Raw genomic sequence first — 14,298 nt, forward strand, 5'->3', positions numbered from 1 at the left:
AGTGATACCCATGGCCAAGCGCATCGACGTCAGCGGCCTCAACGCCTACTACGGATCCTTCCTGGCCATCGAGGACATCTCGATGACCGTCGAACCCCGCTCCGTGACCGCCTTCATCGGCCCCTCCGGCTGCGGCAAGTCGACCTTCCTGCGCACCCTCAACCGCATGCACGAGGTGACCCCCGGCGGCCGGGTCGACGGCAAGGTCATGCTCGACGACGAGAACCTCTACGGCCCGGGCATCGACCCGGTGGCGGTGCGGCGCGAGGTCGGCATGGTCTTCCAGCGCCCGAACCCGTTCCCCACCATGTCGGTGTACGACAACGTGGCGGCGGGCCTGCGCCTCAACGGCACGTACAAGAAGTCCCAGCTGGACGACATCGTCGAGCGGTCGCTCAGGGGCGCCAACCTGTGGAACGAGGTCAAGGACCGGCTGAACAAGCCCGGCTCGGGCCTCTCCGGCGGCCAGCAGCAGCGCCTGTGCATCGCGCGGGCCATCGCCGTCGAGCCGAACGTGCTGCTGATGGACGAGCCCTGCTCCGCCCTGGACCCGATCTCCACCCTCGCCATCGAGGACCTGATCGGCGAGCTGAAGGAGCGCTTCACGATCGTCATCGTGACGCACAACATGCAGCAGGCGGCGCGTGTCTCGGACCGCACGGCGTTCTTCAACCTGGCGGCGGTCGGCAAGCCCGGCAAGCTCATAGAGATCGACGACACCGAGCGGATCTTCTCCAACCCGTCGGTCCAGGCCACCGAGGACTACATCTCCGGCCGCTTCGGCTGACCGATGCCCCTCGCGGCGCTGCATGGCGGTGCCGCCGCGAGGCAGGAAGGGCCCGACCCCACTCAACGGGGGGCGGGCCCTTTCCATGTGCTGTCACACGGGGACGGCGTCTACAACGCGAACAGGTAGACCAGCCCGTAGCAGGCCGCGGCCACCAGCGCGGCGGCCGGCATGGTGATGAACCAGCCGAGGACGATGTTCTTGGCGACGCCCCAACGCACGGCGTTGACCCGCTTCGTCGCCCCCACACCCATGATCGCGGAGGTGATCACGTGGGTGGTGGAGATCGGCGCGTGGAAGATGAACGCCGAGCCGAACATGATCGAGGCGCCGGTGGTCTCGGCGGCGAAGCCCTGCGGCGGGTCCAGCTCGATGATCTTCCGGCCCAGGGTGCGCATGATGCGCCAGCCGCCCGCGTAGGTGCCGAGGGACAGCATCAGCGCACAGGCGATCTTGACCCACACCGGGATGGCGTCGCCGTACTCCTCGACGTCGGCGATGACCAGCGCCATCACCACGATGCCCATCGTCTTCTGCGCGTCCTGCAGGCCGTGGCCGAGGGCCATGCCCGCCGCGGACACCGTCTGGGCGATGCGGAAGCCCCGCTTCGCCTTGTGCGGGTTGGCCCGCCGGAACATCCACATGATCGCCGTCATCACCAGGTAACCGACGACGAGGCCGATCACCGGCGACACGAACATCGGGATGACGATCTTGTCCACCACCCCGTGCCAGTAGACCGTCGTCCCGCCGGCCAGCGCGGCGCCCACCATGCCGCCGAACAGGGCGTGGGACGACGAGGACGGCAGCCCGAAGTACCAGGTGATCAGGTTCCAGGTGATGGCGCCCACCAGCGCGGCGAAGAGGATCCCCATCCCCTTCGACCCTTGGGGCGTCTCGATCAGCCCCTCACTGACGGTCTTGGCGACCCCGGAGCCCAGGAAGGCGCCGGCCAGGTTCATCACGGCCGCCATGGCGAGCGCCGCGCGGGGCGTCAGCGCGCGGGTGGAGACGGACGTGGCGATCGCGTTCGCGGAGTCGTGGAAACCGTTGGTGTACGTGAAGAAGAGCGCGACCCCGATGGTCACGACCAGAGCGAAGGTGTCCATGAAGAGCTCAGGACTCCTTGACGGCGATGGTCTCCACCGTGTTCGCCACGTGCTCGAAGGCGTCGGCCGCCTCCTCCAGTACGTCCACGATCTGCTTGAGCTTCAGCACCTCGATCGCGTCGTACTTGCCGTTGAAGAGGTGGGCCAGCAGCTTGCGGTGGATCTGGTCGGCCTGGTTCTCCAGGCGGTTGACCTCGATCCAGTACTCGGTGAGGTTGTCCATGGTCCGCAGGTGCGGCATGGCCTCGGCGGTGAGCTCCGCGGCCCGCGCCAGCACCTCGATCTGCTGCTCGACGCCTTTGGGCAGTTCCTCGACGTTGTAGAGGACGACCAGGTCGACGGCCTCCTCCATGAAGTCCATGATGTCGTCGAGGGAGGACGCCAGGTTGTAGATGTCCTCGCGGTCGAACGGCGTGATGAACGAGGAGTTCAGCTGGTGGAAGATCGCGTGCGTGGCGTCGTCACCGGCGTGTTCCGCGGCCCGCATACGCTCTGCGATCTCAGCTCGGGCGGAGGTGTCCGCCCCGAGGAGTTCCATGAGGAGCTTGGAGCCCGTGACGATGTTGTCCGCGGACGCGGCGAACATGTCGTAGAAGCTCGTCTCCCTGGGGGTCAGACGAAAGCGCACGTGGGGTCCTCGGTATGCGTCGGTTTCGGTCAGGCTGATGCTAGGCACATCATCCGGCCACCTGTAACGGCCGCCCCCAGTGTCGCCCATCATGCAGAGTGATGAGTACGGGGGCGGCCCGTGCGCTGTCCCGGCCGGTGCCCGCGGTCCTGACCTGCGGGCCCCGGACCGGCGAAGTTCGGTACCATATACCCACCAGGGGTATATAACGCCCATCAGGACGCCAGGAGGACGCGATGACCACCACCGGGACCGGCGCCCCCGCGCCCTCCTCGCCGGACATGCCGGACACCGTGGAGACGGGCACCGGGGAGGCGACGGGTGTGACGGACGTAACGGACATCGTGACCGATCACGACCGCGGGATCCACGGCTACCACCACCAGAAGCAGGAGCACCTCAAGCGGCTGCGCCGGATCGAGGGCCAGATCCGCGGACTGCAGCGGATGGTCGACGAGGACGTCTACTGCATCGACATACTCACCCAGGTGTCCGCCTCCACCAAGGCGCTGCAGTCGTTCGCGCTGCAGCTGCTGGAGGAGCACCTGCGCCACTGTGTCGCGGACGCGGCCCTCAAGGGCGGCGACGAGATCGACGCGAAGGTCAAGGAAGCGACGCAGGCCATCGCCCGCATGCTGCGGACCTGACCGCCGGCCCCGGTGGCCGCGGTCTCAGTCCCCGGCGGACTCCGCGCGCGCCTCGGCCACCCTCAGCACCTCGTCGATGCTCTCCGGACTGAGCCGGTCCTCGGCGTTGGAAGCGGCGATGATCAGCTCCCCGCAGAGCTCGATCTCGGCGAGCGCCACGTGATCCTGAACCGGAACCGTCCCACTCCCGAGCGGAGCCACGCGCCTCACCTCACTCTGTCGTCACCGACTTCCTAGAGTAGGGAGCGCCCTACGGACCGCGCATGGCACGGAAGGGCTAGTTCGGCCCGGCCACTCCGGGCCCCCCGGCCCCGGCCCGCGCACCGTCACTCCTGCGCGATCCGCCCGGCGTAGATGTCCTCGTCCTCGGGAAGCCGCACGTCGGCGGGGGCACCGAAGTCGTAGAGCAGCGTGGTGGAGGCGACCGCGACGGGCTCCTGCCGCTCCCCGTTCACGAAGCTGAACCGGTGCCGGATCTTGCGGATCCGCCCTTCGTCGTCGAGGTACACGTCGAACGGCACCCGGGCCGTGGCGAACCCTTTCGCCGCCGCGCCCAGCGGCCCCCGGTTGACCTCCGAGGCCTCCCGCGAGGCGGCCTCCAGGTCGGCGATGCCCCGGTAGTGCCGCACCCGCGCCCCCGCGACCTCGGTCCGGCCGACGAACGTCGCCGACCGCGTGCCGCGCAGCACCTCGGCGGCGGCGAACGGATCCGTCGCCCCGCCGGTGACGAGATTGCCGTCGGACAGCGTCGCGGTGTCCACCCGCACCCACTTGTCGGCGGGCACCCCGGCCCCCCGGTTCTTCATGTACAGCGCCCCGGGCGCGAGCAGTTCGGTGATGGGTCTGCGGTCGGCGGCGCCCGCGGGGTCCTGGGGGAGCAGCACCTTCAGCCGCCCCAGCCGCCTGCGGTAGTCGTAGACCCCCTCGCCCCGGATGGTGACCCGGGTGCCGCCGGTGGCCATCTCCAGCGAGGTGCGGGTCTGCGAGCTGCCGGAGTCCACCAGCGCGTCGGCGGCCGAGCGCAGCACCCGCACCGGGTCGCCGGCGGGAGGGCCCTGGGTCACGGCGTCGCTGCGCGCGCAGCCGGCGGACCCGAGGCCGACACAGCAGACGACCCCGACCACGGCCGTCATGCCGTGCGTCCGCCGGTGCTGTCGTCGTCGAGCCATCCCTGCCTACCCCCGCTCCGTCCGACACGGGCCGCCTGTCGTAGCCGTTAACGACGGGTCGGTGGCCCCGTCACGCGGCCCCGCACGGGCGCTACCGTGGGCCGCGTGCCGCACCAGGACGACGCGCCGGCTCCCCGGTCGCACACCACGACCACCACCGAGCAGGGGCCCTTCTGCACGGCCCGCTGCACCTGCGGCTGGCGCGGCCCGGCCAGAAGAGCCAGGAGCCAGGCCCGCAAGGACGCCGAAAACCACACGGGGGAGTGACGCCACCCCGGCCGGGTGCAGACAATGGCCCCCGCACGACCACGGGAGACGGACGGGACGGCGGGCGGACGCGCACCGCGGCGGCAGCCGGACCGCCCGGCCCCGGACCGGCCGCACCCCCCACCCGACCTCCGGAAGGCCGACCGTGAACCGCCGCACCTTCTTCGCGGGCACCGCCGCAGCGCTCACCACCGCGGCCGCGGCCTCCGCGTGCACCCCCTCGAAGCCCGGGCCCGCCCCGGCCACCCCCACGCACGCCCCGTCGCGCTCCCCCTCTCCCTCCAGGACCCCGCGCCCCGCGACGCCCGCCGACTGGACCGCCCTCGCCGGGCACCTCGACGGCCGGCTCGTGCGCCCCGGTGACGGCGACTGGGAGACGGCCCGCCGCCTCTACAACACACGCTTCGACCCGCTCAGGCCCACCGCCGTCGCCTACGTGCGGCACGCCGACGACATACGCACCGCCCTCAGCCACGCACGCGAGCACGCCGTCCCGCTCGCGGTGCGAAGCGGCGGCCACTCCTACGCGGGCTGGTCCTCCGGCGACGGCCGCCTGATCGTCGACGTGTCCGGCCTCGACGCCGTCCGCCTCGACGGTGACACGGCCGTCGTCGGCGCCGGCGCCCGGCTCATCGACGTCTACCGCACCCTCGCCGCCCGGGGCCGCACCGTCCCCGGCGGCTCGTGCCCCACCGTCGGCATCTCCGGCCTGACCCTCGGCGGCGGCCACGGCGTGACCTCCCGCGCCTACGGCCTGACCTGCGACAGCCTCACCGAGGTCACCCTGGTCACCGCCGACGGCAGCCGGCTCACCGCGTCCGACTCCGAGAACCGGGACCTGTTCTGGGCGCTGCGCGGCGCGGGCAACGCCCAGTTCGGCGTCGTCACCGAGTTCCGCTTCCGCACCCACCCGGCCCCGCGGAGCGTCACCGGCCACCTCACCTGGCCGTGGGAGCGGGCGGCCGCCGTGGTCGCCGCCTGGCAGGAGTGGGGACCCGACCAGCCCGACGAGATCTGGTCCGCGCTCCACCTGGACAACACCGGCGGCGGACCCGGCGTCTCCGTCACCGTCTTCTCCCTCGGCACCTACGGCGAGCTGCAGAACGCCGTCGACCGGCTCGCCGACCGCGTCGGCGCCTCCGCGAGCGGCGTCTCGCTGCGCCGGCGCTCGTACCAGGAGTCCATGGAGCTGTACGCCGGCTGCTCCTCCTTCGCCGACGACGACCAGTGCGGGCTGCCGGGCGCGACACCCGGCCGCAGCCCCGAGGGCGCCCTGGGGCGCGAGACCTACGCGGCCCGCTCCGACTTCTTCGACCGCCCGCTCGACGAGGCGGGCGTCGACACCCTGCTCGCCCGGATCCGGGAGGCCCGCGGTGGCTCGGCGAGCATCGCCCTCACGGCCCTCGGCGGAGCGGTCAACCGGGTCGCGCCCACCGCGACGGCGTTCGTCCACCGCGACTCCCGGGTACTGGCCCAGTACCTCGCCTCGTGGGGACCCGACGCCCCCGGCACCGCGATCCGCGCCTGGCTGACGGACACTCACCGGGCCATGCGCCCCCACGCGTCCGGCGCCGCCTATCAGAACTACACCGACCCGGACCTCACCGACTGGCGCCGCGCCTACTACGGCGACGCCGCCCCGCGCCTGACCCGGCTGAAGCGGCGCCTCGACCCGGACCGCGTCTTCACCTACCCGCAGGCCCTCTGAAGCCGGCCTCCGGACAGACGGAGGGCCCGCGACCATCCACCCCGAGAGGGGCGGCGGTCGCGGGCCCTTCACCGAGCCCTCGTCAGGCGGCCAGGTCCCGCTCCTCGGGACCGGCGTCCGACGCCCTGCCGCGGGTGCGTTCGGCCACCCGCCGGCGCTGGCCCTGCGGCCGGGCCGAGACCAGCCACCCGGCCTTCGGCGAGCGCTCGACGGCCCGCATCAGCGGCGTCAACAGGGCCATGGCGAGCGGGGAGAGCAGCAGCGCGACCGCCGTCCCGAGCGCGAGCCCGCCGATCACGTCCGTCGGATAGTGCACGCCCATGTAGACGCGGATGAAGCCGCCGATCAGGCCCAGCACCAGGGCGACCAGTCCGAACTTCCGGTTGGCCAGGAACAGCGCCACCGCCAGCGCCATGCAGAGCGTCGCGTGGTCGCTGACGAAGGAGAAGTCGTCCTTGCCGTCGACCAGCACCTCGAGACCCTCGTGGTCGTTGAACGGTCTCGGCCGCTCCACGAATCCCCGGATCGGCACGTTCACCAGGACCGCGACGCCCGCCGCGAGCGGGGCCCACACCAGCGCCGCCACGGACGACGCCGCGTCAGGTCCGCCCTGCTTGCGCACACCCCACCAGCACCAGAGCACCATCGTGAGGAGGCCGAACAGCACCCCGTACTCACCGATGAACTCCATGACGTGGTCGAGCCACGGCGGGGCGGCCTTGGCCAGGCCGTTGATGTCGTAGAGCAGGTCGACGTCGGGGTTCGACCCGGAATCGGCGAGTCCAGCCATGGTGCTGCGGCCCCTTCGTCATGTCGTCCGGCGCGCCGGACGCGCGCCGTGCTGCCACCCCCGTGGTCTGTAGATCCGCTCGTCCGCTCGGCTACGAGAACAGGAACGCACGGTCCCCGCTGATACGTTCCACACTCCACCGAAAGATCACGCAGACGTTATCGAAGAGAGATGCGTCTCTGCAGCTCAGGGGGGAGTTTGTCGCTCCGCTCACACGGTCGTGGGGAGCGCTTTCGCGCCATCTTCGGTGACCCGGGTGGCACCAAAGTAGTCAGGAGTGTCGATCGGGTCGAATCGGATCACGGCTCCGGTCCGTGGCGCGTCGATCATGTACCCTCCGCCGACATAAATGCCCACATGCCGGATGGCGCGGGAATTGGTGAGGTCGTCCGAGAAGAACACCAGGTCGCCCGGCAGCAGTTCGTCCCGGGCCGGGTGCGGTCCCGCGTTGTACTGGTCGTTCGCCACCCGCGGCAGCGTGATCCCCACACTCTCGTACGCGGCCTTGGTCAGACCCGAGCAGTCGAAGCGTCCGCCCTGGTCAGGGGTGCCGTTGCCGCCCCAGAGATAAAGGGTGCCGAGCTTCTTCTGCGCGAAAGCGATGGCCCCGGCGGCCTGCCGCGACGGATCCACCCGCCCCACCGGCGCAGCGAAGCTCTTCTCCAACTCCCGGATGCGCTGGACGTAGTTCTGCGTCTCCTTGTACGGCGGCACACCCCCGTACTTGATGACCGCGTACGCCCCCGCGTTGTACGAGGCGAGCATGTTTTCGGTCAGATCCCCGCCGACGTCCTTCACATAGGACGCCAGCGTGCAGTCGTAGGTCGCCGCGGACGGGATCGCGTCCGCCGGGTCCCACACGTCACGGTCGCCGTCCCCGTCGCCGTCGACGCCGTGGACGGCCCAGGTGCCGGGGATGAACTGCGCGATGCCCTGCGCCGCCGCGTGGCTCTGCGCCTTGGGGTTGAACCCGCTCTCCTGGTACAGCTGGGCGGCGAGCAGCGCCGGGTTGATGGCCGGGCAGAGGTTGCCCCAGGTGGAGACGAGCTGCTGGTAGGCCGCCGGCACACTGCCCTTGGCGAGCGCCTTGGCCGCGCCGCCGCCCACCCCGTTCACCAGGTTCCCGGCGACGACGTACACCCCGACGACGAGGAGCATCACGAAGGCGAGCGCGGAGCCGACGGCCAGAGTCGCACCGACCCACACCTTACGCACCGTCAACCACCCCTCACCGTCCGGCAGTCCACCGCCGCCCGACAGTGTAGAGGCGGGAAGCCCGTCGCGGGGTGATCAGATACGACGACATGCTCGGTCCGCGCCACCGGGGGACGAGCCGCGCTTCATTGCCCGGCGTTACCCAGCGTGATACACAGAGTGACGATACGACTCTTCACCCGTCGGAGCGCGCCCCTCCCGGAGTCCGGCGCACGCCGGTGGCAAGCTATTCCTACGAAACCCGCCAACAGATGACGTCAAGTCGACATACGACAGCGGCATCGTCGGCGACAATGAGGCCTGACCTCTGCACCCCCGCAGAGGATGCGGAACTACCCATACAGGGGCGGTGACTTACATGTTCTTCGCGGCCGACGAGGGAGACATCAACACCATTATCGGCGGGATCGCTCCGGATTGGGGCCCCTTCGGCAGCCTGGGCAACGAGGCCAAGGTGATGATCGAGGTGGTCATGGCCGTCGCCATCCTGCTCTGCCTCGGCATCGCCATCTGGGGGGCGGCCAAACAGCGCATCGGCGCCACCGCGCTCAGGGACACGTTCTCCGCCGAACAGGGCAAGGGCCTCATCATCGCGGGCCTCACGGGCGTCTTCATCATCGGATCGCTCGGCACCCTGTTCACCATCGTGTACGGCATGGCCGTCTAGCCCCGCACCATCGGTCCCGACCGGGCACGCCCGGCTCCCCTCCATCCCACCCGCCCGTCGTGCCCACCGGCTGAGGTTGCGTTTCCCTGATGTCCAGTCACCACACCACGCCCGAGCGGCAGCCGGTACGGCTACCGTCGTACGTGGAGTACACGGAGTACGAGGTGTTTCCGCACGACGCTGAGGGGGCGTACGCGGCATGAGTCTCGGAGACGACACGGGCCGGACCCGCACCCGCCTGCCGGAGGGGGGCGGCGACCCGTACGGTGGCGCGCGCAGAAGCGGCCGTTCGTCGTCGCGCAGCCTGGTGACGGTCGTCGGCGTGGTGGTCCTCCTCATCGCCGCCATCGCCTTCGCGAACCGCGGAGGCGGCGATTCCGACGGGGAGGAGGGCGGGGGCGGCGACTCCCCCAAGGCGGCGGCGACGGCACCGTCGGGCAAGAAGCCCGTCTCGGCGAAGGAGGCCGGTGTCCCGGCCGGCTTTCCCCACACCCGCCAGGGCGCGGAAAGCGCGGCGGCGAACTACGCGGTGGTTCTGGGCTCCGACGGCATGTTCAAGAAGGACAGCAGGCACTCGATCGTGGGGGCCATCTACACGCCCGCTGCCGCCGAACAACTCCGCCCGGCGATGGATCAGGCCTACTCCGCCGACTTCCTGAGCAAGCTCGGTCTCGACGCGAACGGCAATCCCCCGCAGGGCAGCACCTTTGTCTCGCGCACCATCCCGGTGGGCACGCACATCGAGGATTTCGACGACGACAACGCCCGCGTAGCGGTCTGGTACATGGGCCTGATCGGCATGTCGGGCGACAAGTCGACCGACCCGGTGACCACCACGTGGAAGACCTGGATCTTCGAACTCCAGTGGACCAACGGAGACTGGAAGATCTCCGCCGACACCCAGAAGGACGGCCCGGCTCCGGTCCCCGGAGACGACAAGGCTGCCAGCTCTGAAGAGATCAGCAAGGCTGTCGAGGAGTACGGAGGGTTCACATATGCCCGGTAGCCCACGTCACGTACTCAAGCTCGCCGCGGTGGTCGTCGCCGTACAGGCAGCCGCGATCGGGCTGGCCGGGCGCGCCGTCGCGGCACCCACGCCGACGCCCACGACCAGTGACGACCCCTGCGACCTTCTCATCGGCCCTGCCAAGCAGTACTGCGAACGGGATGAGGGCGGATCCTCCGGAGGAGGACGGTCGAGCACGTTCAACGACCCCACCTCCGCCCTCGACCCCCTCGCCTCTCTCGCCCGCGGCTGCGCCGACGCCGCGTCCTGGACGGTCAAACAGCTCAGCGCCGCCGTCGAGGACACCGCGAAGGTGGACTTCACCAACGACACCTTCCTCCAGCAGTACGCCGTCGTCTTCGCCGCGTCGACGATCCTCACGCTGCTCCTCTGGCTGCTGGCCGTGGCCAAGCGGGCAGTCCGCGGCGTACCGCTCGCCACCGCCCTCTCCGAGGCGATCGGCTTCCTCTGGCTGACCGTCCTCGCCTCCGCCTTCACCCCGCTGATCCTCTACACCGTCGTCTCCGCGACCGACGGCGTGACCGACGTGCTGGCGAAGGCGACCGGCGACCAGACGGACACGTTCTTCGGGACGTTCTCCGCAGCCCTGGAGAAGGGCAACGACATCGGCGGCGGCCCGATCATGCTGATCGTCGTCTCCCTCGTCTCCATCCTCGCCGCCGGCATCCTCTGGCTGGAGCTGGTCATCCGCGCCGCCCTGCTCTACGTCGGCGCGCTTCTCGGCACCGTCGTCTACGCAGGCCTGGTCGACAAGAACCTGTGGGGCCACGTCCGCCGCTGGGCGGGCATCATGATCGCCGTGATCATGGTGAAGCCGGTCATCGTCATCGTGCTCGGCCTGGCCGGCGCGCTCTCCGCCGACGACGGCCCCGACGCCTTCTCCGCCGTGGTCTCCGGCCTCGCGATCATCCTGCTCGCCATCTTCGCCTCGGCGATGATCTACCGCTTCGTCCCCGGCTTCGGCGACGAGATCGCCGGCTCCCGCAGCAACCGCATCATGCAGGGCGCCGAGGGCAAGGCAGCCGCCGTGATCAGCTCCCCGGCCACCCTGGTCGCGCAGGGCATCAAGACCCACAGCACCCGCGCCGACCACCAGGGCGGGGGCGGCCAGTCCTCCACACCCCGCCCGTCCAACCCCGCGTCCGGGGGAGTCGCCGCACACAGCTCCCGCCCGTCCGGCGGCGGCGGATCCGGTTCCTCCGCCGCTCCCCCGCCCCGCTCGGGCAGCCCGGTGAACACCCCCCACGCCAGCACACGCAACAGCAGTACCAACCGCACGGGAGGTGAAGGGCGTTGACGACCGATTCCCATGTGTCCCCCGCGATCGCGCCCCGCCGTACGTATCTGATCGGCCGCGCCCGGCCGAACGCGATCGTCGGCCGCAATCGCGAGACAGGTGAGATCGCGCTCATCGTCGTCGGCGCGTTCCTCGGCATGATGTGCGGACTCCTCGTCCCCGTCCTGTCCGTCAGGATCGTGCTGCTCGCCGGGCTGCCCATGCTCGCCCTGGCCGCCGTGTACGTGCCGTACAAGCACCGCACGTTCTACAAGTGGTTCGAGATCAACCGCAGTTACAAGCGCACCCTGAGCCGGGGCGCCACCTACCGCTCCGGTGTCGTCGAGGCCGGCACCCGGCTCGACGGGCGCGAGGTGGAGGTCGGGCCGCCGCCCGGCATCGGCCGGATCACCTGGCTCGCCGCGCCGTTCGGCCCCGACGAGATCGCCGTGCTGCTGCACGCGGACCGCAAGACCGTCACCGCCGCCATCGAGATCGAGGGCCCCGGCGTCGGCCTGCGCGACTCCGAGGACCAGGAGGCCCTCGTCGACCGCTTCGGCACACTGCTCAAGCACGTGGCGAACGGCGACGGCTTCGTCACCCGCCTCCAGATGCTCGCCCGCACCCTGCCCGCCGACCCCGACGCGCACGCCAAGGACGTCTCCGTCCGCGGCGACGAGAAAGCGCCGGCGTGGCTGCAGCAGTCGTACGACCAGTTGCAGTCCATGGTGTCGACCAGCAGCGAGCAGCACCGCGCGTACCTCGTCGCCTGCATGCACTACAGCCGCGACCTGGCCGCCGAGGCCAACACCATGGCCCGCGCCATGCGCAGCCAAGGCGGCGGCCGGGTGGACCGGGACGCCGGACTCGCCGTCGTCATGGCCCGTGAGCTGACCGACATCTGCTCCCGCCTCCAGGAGGCCGACATCCGCGTCCGCCAGCCGCTCGGCCAGAGCAGGCTGTCCTCGCTGATCCACTCCATGTACGACCCGGACCACCCGATCGACCACATCCAGGCCATGTCGCAGCGCAACGCCTGGCCGGCCGAGCTCGACGCCACCGAACCGACCTACCTCCAGGCCAAGACCCGCGAGTCCGTCACCCGCGCCCCCTGGTGCCACGCCACGGCCTGGGTGAAGGAGTGGCCGATGACCCCGGTCGGCGTGAACTTCCTCGCGCCACTGCTCGTCCACACCCCGGACGTCATCCGCACGGTCGCCGTCACGATGGACCTGGAACCCACCGAGGTCGCCATCGAGCGCATGCTGACGGAGAAGACCAACGACGAGGCGGAGGCGTCCCGCGCCGCCAAGATGAACCGCACCGTGGACCCGCGTGACGTCGCCGCGCACGGCCGCCTCGACCAGCGCGGCGAGGACCTCGCCAGCGGCGCCGCGGGCGTCAACCTGGTCGGCTACATCACGGTCTCCTCCCGCACACCCGAGGCCCTGGCCCGCGACAAGCGGACGATACGGGCGTCGGCCGGAAAGTCGTACCTGAAGCTGGAGTGGTGCGACCGCGAGCACCACCGCGCGTTCGTGAACACTCTCCCGTTCGCCACCGGCATTCGTAGGTAGGGGCTGAGCTGAAGATGCGGGATCCGCTGTCCGTCGTCACCGACGCCTTCACGTCCTTCCTGTTCGGGAAGGTCGAGACCACACGGCTGCCGGTGCGCACGTCCACGGGCCAGGCGCAGGCGGTGTACCTGCCGACCGCCGCGCCCGGCCTCGGCGACTCCGGCGTCATCATCGGCCGCGAGGTCTACTCCGGGAAGGGCTACATCTACGACCCCTTCCAGCTCTACGGCCAGCAGCTCCCGGCGCCGCACTGGCTGGTCCTCGGCGAGTCCGGCAACGGCAAGTCGGCCCTGGAGAAGACGTACGTGTTGCGCCAGCTGCGCTTCCGCGACCGCCAGGTGGTGGTCCTGGACGCGCAGGGTGAGGACGGCGCCGGCGAGTGGAACCTCATCGCCCAGGAGCTGGGCATAACCCCCATCCGCCTGGACCCGATGGCCGCGCTCGACCAGGGCATCCGGCTCAACCCGCTCGACCCGGCGATCACCACCACGGGCCAGCTGGCGTTGCTGCGCACGATCATCGAGGTCGCCATGGGGCACGGCCTGGACGAGCGCTCCGGCTTCGCCCTGAAGGTCGCGCACGCCTACGTCAACGAGACCATCGTGGAGCGCCAGCCGGTCCTGTCCGACATCGTCGACCAGCTCCGCCACCCCGAGCCGGAGTCGGCGGAGGCGATGAACGTCGCCATAGACGACGTCCGGGCGTGGGGCCTGGACGTCGCCCTGGTCCTGGACCGCCTGGTCGACGGTGACCTGCGCGGCATGTTCGACGGCCCGACGACCGTCGGCATCGACCTGGACGCCCCGCTCATCGTCTTCGACCTGTCCCACATCGACCGCAACTCCATCGCCATGCCGATCCTCATGGCGATCGTCGGCGTGTGGCTGGAGCACACCTGGATCCGCCCCGACCGGAAGAAGCGCATCTTCCTGGTCGAGGAGGCCTGGCACATCATCAACAGCCCGTTCGTGGCGCAGCTGTTCCAGCGGCTGCTGAAGTTCGGCCGCCGTCTCGGCCTGTCCTTCGTCGCGGTCGTCCACCACCTGTCCGACGTGGTGGACGGAGCGGCGGCGAAGGAGGCCGCGGCGATCCTGAAGATGGCCTCGACACGGACCATCTACGCCCAGAAGGCGGACGAGGCGCGGGCGACGGGCCGGGTGCTGGGCCTGCCCCGGTGGGCCGTGGAGATCATCCCGTCGCTCACCCCGGGCATCGCGGTCTGGGACGTCAACGGCAACGTCCAGGTGGTCAAACACCTGGTCACGGAGACCGAGCGCCCGCTGGTCTTCACCGACCGCGCGATGACCGAGTCGTCCGCCGACCTCGCCGACGACGCCCTGCGCGCCGCCGAACGGGAGGCTGAGGAGCGCGCGGCGGCCTTCGTGGAACAGCACGTCGGGGACTCCGAGTCGACGGTGGCGTAGGAGGGGG

15 protein-coding genes are annotated in these 14,298 nt (G+C 70.5%); 9 read left to right on the forward strand and 6 right to left on the reverse strand.

The window, feature by feature from the left end; genetic code table 11:
- Positions 1-10 precede the first annotated feature (10 nt).
- On the forward strand, positions 11-787 hold the full coding sequence (pstB, locus tag F3L20_RS30575) for a phosphate ABC transporter ATP-binding protein PstB (protein ID WP_150157032.1): 777 nt from the start codon (positions 11-13) through the stop codon (positions 785-787).
- Between the two features lie 110 nt (positions 788-897).
- Here the strand turns inward: pstB and F3L20_RS30580 are convergent, their stop codons facing one another.
- Positions 898-1,896 carry an inorganic phosphate transporter gene (locus F3L20_RS30580; protein ID WP_150157033.1) on the reverse strand — a complete coding sequence of 333 codons (999 nt, stop codon included), beginning with the start codon at positions 1,894-1,896 and terminating at the stop codon, positions 898-900.
- Positions 1,897-1,903: 7 nt separating this feature from the next.
- Positions 1,904-2,524: a DUF47 domain-containing protein gene (locus F3L20_RS30585; protein WP_024884041.1), complete on the reverse strand. Its 621-nt coding sequence runs from the start codon at positions 2,522-2,524 to the stop codon at positions 1,904-1,906.
- A 236-nt stretch (positions 2,525-2,760) separates the two neighbouring features.
- Here F3L20_RS30585 and F3L20_RS30590 point away from each other — a divergent pair, with 236 nt between their 5' ends.
- Entirely contained in the window at positions 2,761-3,171 is a 411-nt protein-coding gene (locus F3L20_RS30590) for a metal-sensitive transcriptional regulator (RefSeq protein ID WP_150157034.1), read from the forward strand.
- Positions 3,172-3,195: 24 nt separating this feature from the next.
- Here the strand turns inward: F3L20_RS30590 and F3L20_RS30595 are convergent, their stop codons facing one another.
- Both F3L20_RS30595 and F3L20_RS30600 read right to left on the reverse strand, forming a co-directional pair.
- Positions 3,196-3,381 carry a hypothetical protein gene (locus tag F3L20_RS30595; RefSeq protein WP_150157035.1) on the reverse strand — a complete coding sequence of 62 codons (186 nt, stop codon included), beginning with the start codon at positions 3,379-3,381 and terminating at the stop codon, positions 3,196-3,198.
- 116 nt (positions 3,382-3,497) lie between these two features.
- Entirely contained in the window at positions 3,498-4,340 is an 843-nt protein-coding gene (locus F3L20_RS30600; RefSeq protein ID WP_150157036.1) for a hypothetical protein, read from the reverse strand.
- Positions 4,341-4,445: 105 nt separating this feature from the next.
- On the opposite strand from F3L20_RS30600, the gene F3L20_RS34185 reads away from it, so the two are divergent.
- Both F3L20_RS34185 and F3L20_RS30605 read left to right on the forward strand, forming a co-directional pair.
- The gene (locus F3L20_RS34185) at positions 4,446-4,607 is read left to right on the forward strand and encodes a hypothetical protein (RefSeq protein WP_167534643.1); all 162 of its coding nucleotides are present in this window, start codon (positions 4,446-4,448) and stop codon (positions 4,605-4,607) included.
- A gap of 145 nt (positions 4,608-4,752) precedes the next feature.
- Positions 4,753-6,315 (forward strand): FAD-binding oxidoreductase, encoded by a 1,563-nt coding sequence (locus F3L20_RS30605; protein WP_150157037.1) that lies wholly within the window; start codon positions 4,753-4,755, stop codon positions 6,313-6,315.
- 82 nt (positions 6,316-6,397) lie between these two features.
- Here the strand turns inward: F3L20_RS30605 and F3L20_RS30610 are convergent, their stop codons facing one another.
- Together F3L20_RS30610 and F3L20_RS30615 are read right to left on the reverse strand one after the other, a co-directional pair.
- Complete coding sequence (locus tag F3L20_RS30610; RefSeq protein ID WP_150157038.1) at positions 6,398-7,105, reverse strand: phosphatase PAP2 family protein; 708 nt, start codon at positions 7,103-7,105, stop codon at positions 6,398-6,400.
- Positions 7,106-7,315: 210 nt separating this feature from the next.
- The gene (locus F3L20_RS30615; RefSeq protein WP_382685690.1) at positions 7,316-8,263 is read right to left on the reverse strand and encodes an NlpC/P60 family protein; all 948 of its coding nucleotides are present in this window, start codon (positions 8,261-8,263) and stop codon (positions 7,316-7,318) included.
- Between the two features lie 415 nt (positions 8,264-8,678).
- Here F3L20_RS30615 and F3L20_RS30620 point away from each other — a divergent pair, with 415 nt between their 5' ends.
- From F3L20_RS30620 to F3L20_RS30640, 5 genes are all read left to right on the forward strand, one after another.
- Positions 8,679-8,987 carry a hypothetical protein gene (locus F3L20_RS30620; RefSeq protein ID WP_095752152.1) on the forward strand — a complete coding sequence of 103 codons (309 nt, stop codon included), beginning with the start codon at positions 8,679-8,681 and terminating at the stop codon, positions 8,985-8,987.
- 199 nt (positions 8,988-9,186) lie between these two features.
- Positions 9,187-9,993 (forward strand): hypothetical protein, encoded by an 807-nt coding sequence (locus tag F3L20_RS30625; protein ID WP_150157039.1) that lies wholly within the window; start codon positions 9,187-9,189, stop codon positions 9,991-9,993.
- Positions 9,983-11,311, forward strand: a complete 1,329-nt coding sequence (locus F3L20_RS30630) for a hypothetical protein (RefSeq protein ID WP_150157040.1) — start codon at positions 9,983-9,985, stop codon at positions 11,309-11,311. The genes F3L20_RS30625 and F3L20_RS30630 overlap by 11 nt, the downstream gene beginning before the upstream one ends.
- Entirely contained in the window at positions 11,308-12,867 is a 1,560-nt protein-coding gene (locus F3L20_RS30635) for an SCO6880 family protein (RefSeq protein WP_150157041.1), read from the forward strand. Before F3L20_RS30630 ends, F3L20_RS30635 begins: the two co-directional genes overlap by 4 nt.
- Before the next feature lie 14 nt (positions 12,868-12,881).
- A complete protein-coding gene (locus tag F3L20_RS30640) occupies positions 12,882-14,291 on the forward strand; it encodes an ATP-binding protein (RefSeq protein WP_145826620.1) in 1,410 nt (469 codons plus the stop codon).
- Positions 14,292-14,298: the final 7 nt, after the last annotated feature.

The sequence above is a fragment of the Streptomyces tendae genome, from assembly GCF_008632955.1.
Taxonomy (GTDB): Bacteria; Actinomycetota; Actinomycetes; order Streptomycetales; family Streptomycetaceae; genus Streptomyces.

What these genes read in the sequence shown, in the direction of transcription:
- pstB (WP_150157032.1), top strand. Translation starts at nt 11, where the DNA reads ATGGCCAAGCGCATCGACGTCAGCGGCCTCAACGCCTACTACGGATCC.
- F3L20_RS30580 (WP_150157033.1), bottom strand. Translation starts at nt 1,896, where the DNA reads ATGGACACCTTCGCTCTGGTCGTGACCATCGGGGTCGCGCTCTTCTTC.
- F3L20_RS30590 (WP_150157034.1), top strand. Translation starts at nt 2,761, where the DNA reads ATGACCACCACCGGGACCGGCGCCCCCGCGCCCTCCTCGCCGGACATG.
- F3L20_RS30600 (WP_150157036.1), bottom strand. Translation starts at nt 4,340, where the DNA reads ATGGCTCGACGACGACAGCACCGGCGGACGCACGGCATGACGGCCGTG.
- F3L20_RS30610 (WP_150157038.1), bottom strand. Translation starts at nt 7,105, where the DNA reads ATGGCTGGACTCGCCGATTCCGGGTCGAACCCCGACGTCGACCTGCTC.
- F3L20_RS30615 (WP_382685690.1), bottom strand. Translation starts at nt 8,263, where the DNA reads ATGCTCCTCGTCGTCGGGGTGTACGTCGTCGCCGGGAACCTGGTGAAC.
- F3L20_RS30620 (WP_095752152.1), top strand. Translation starts at nt 8,679, where the DNA reads ATGTTCTTCGCGGCCGACGAGGGAGACATCAACACCATTATCGGCGGG.
- F3L20_RS30625 (WP_150157039.1), top strand. Translation starts at nt 9,187, where the DNA reads ATGAGTCTCGGAGACGACACGGGCCGGACCCGCACCCGCCTGCCGGAG.
- F3L20_RS30630 (WP_150157040.1), top strand. Translation starts at nt 9,983, where the DNA reads ATGCCCGGTAGCCCACGTCACGTACTCAAGCTCGCCGCGGTGGTCGTC.
- F3L20_RS30640 (WP_145826620.1), top strand. Translation starts at nt 12,882, where the DNA reads ATGCGGGATCCGCTGTCCGTCGTCACCGACGCCTTCACGTCCTTCCTG.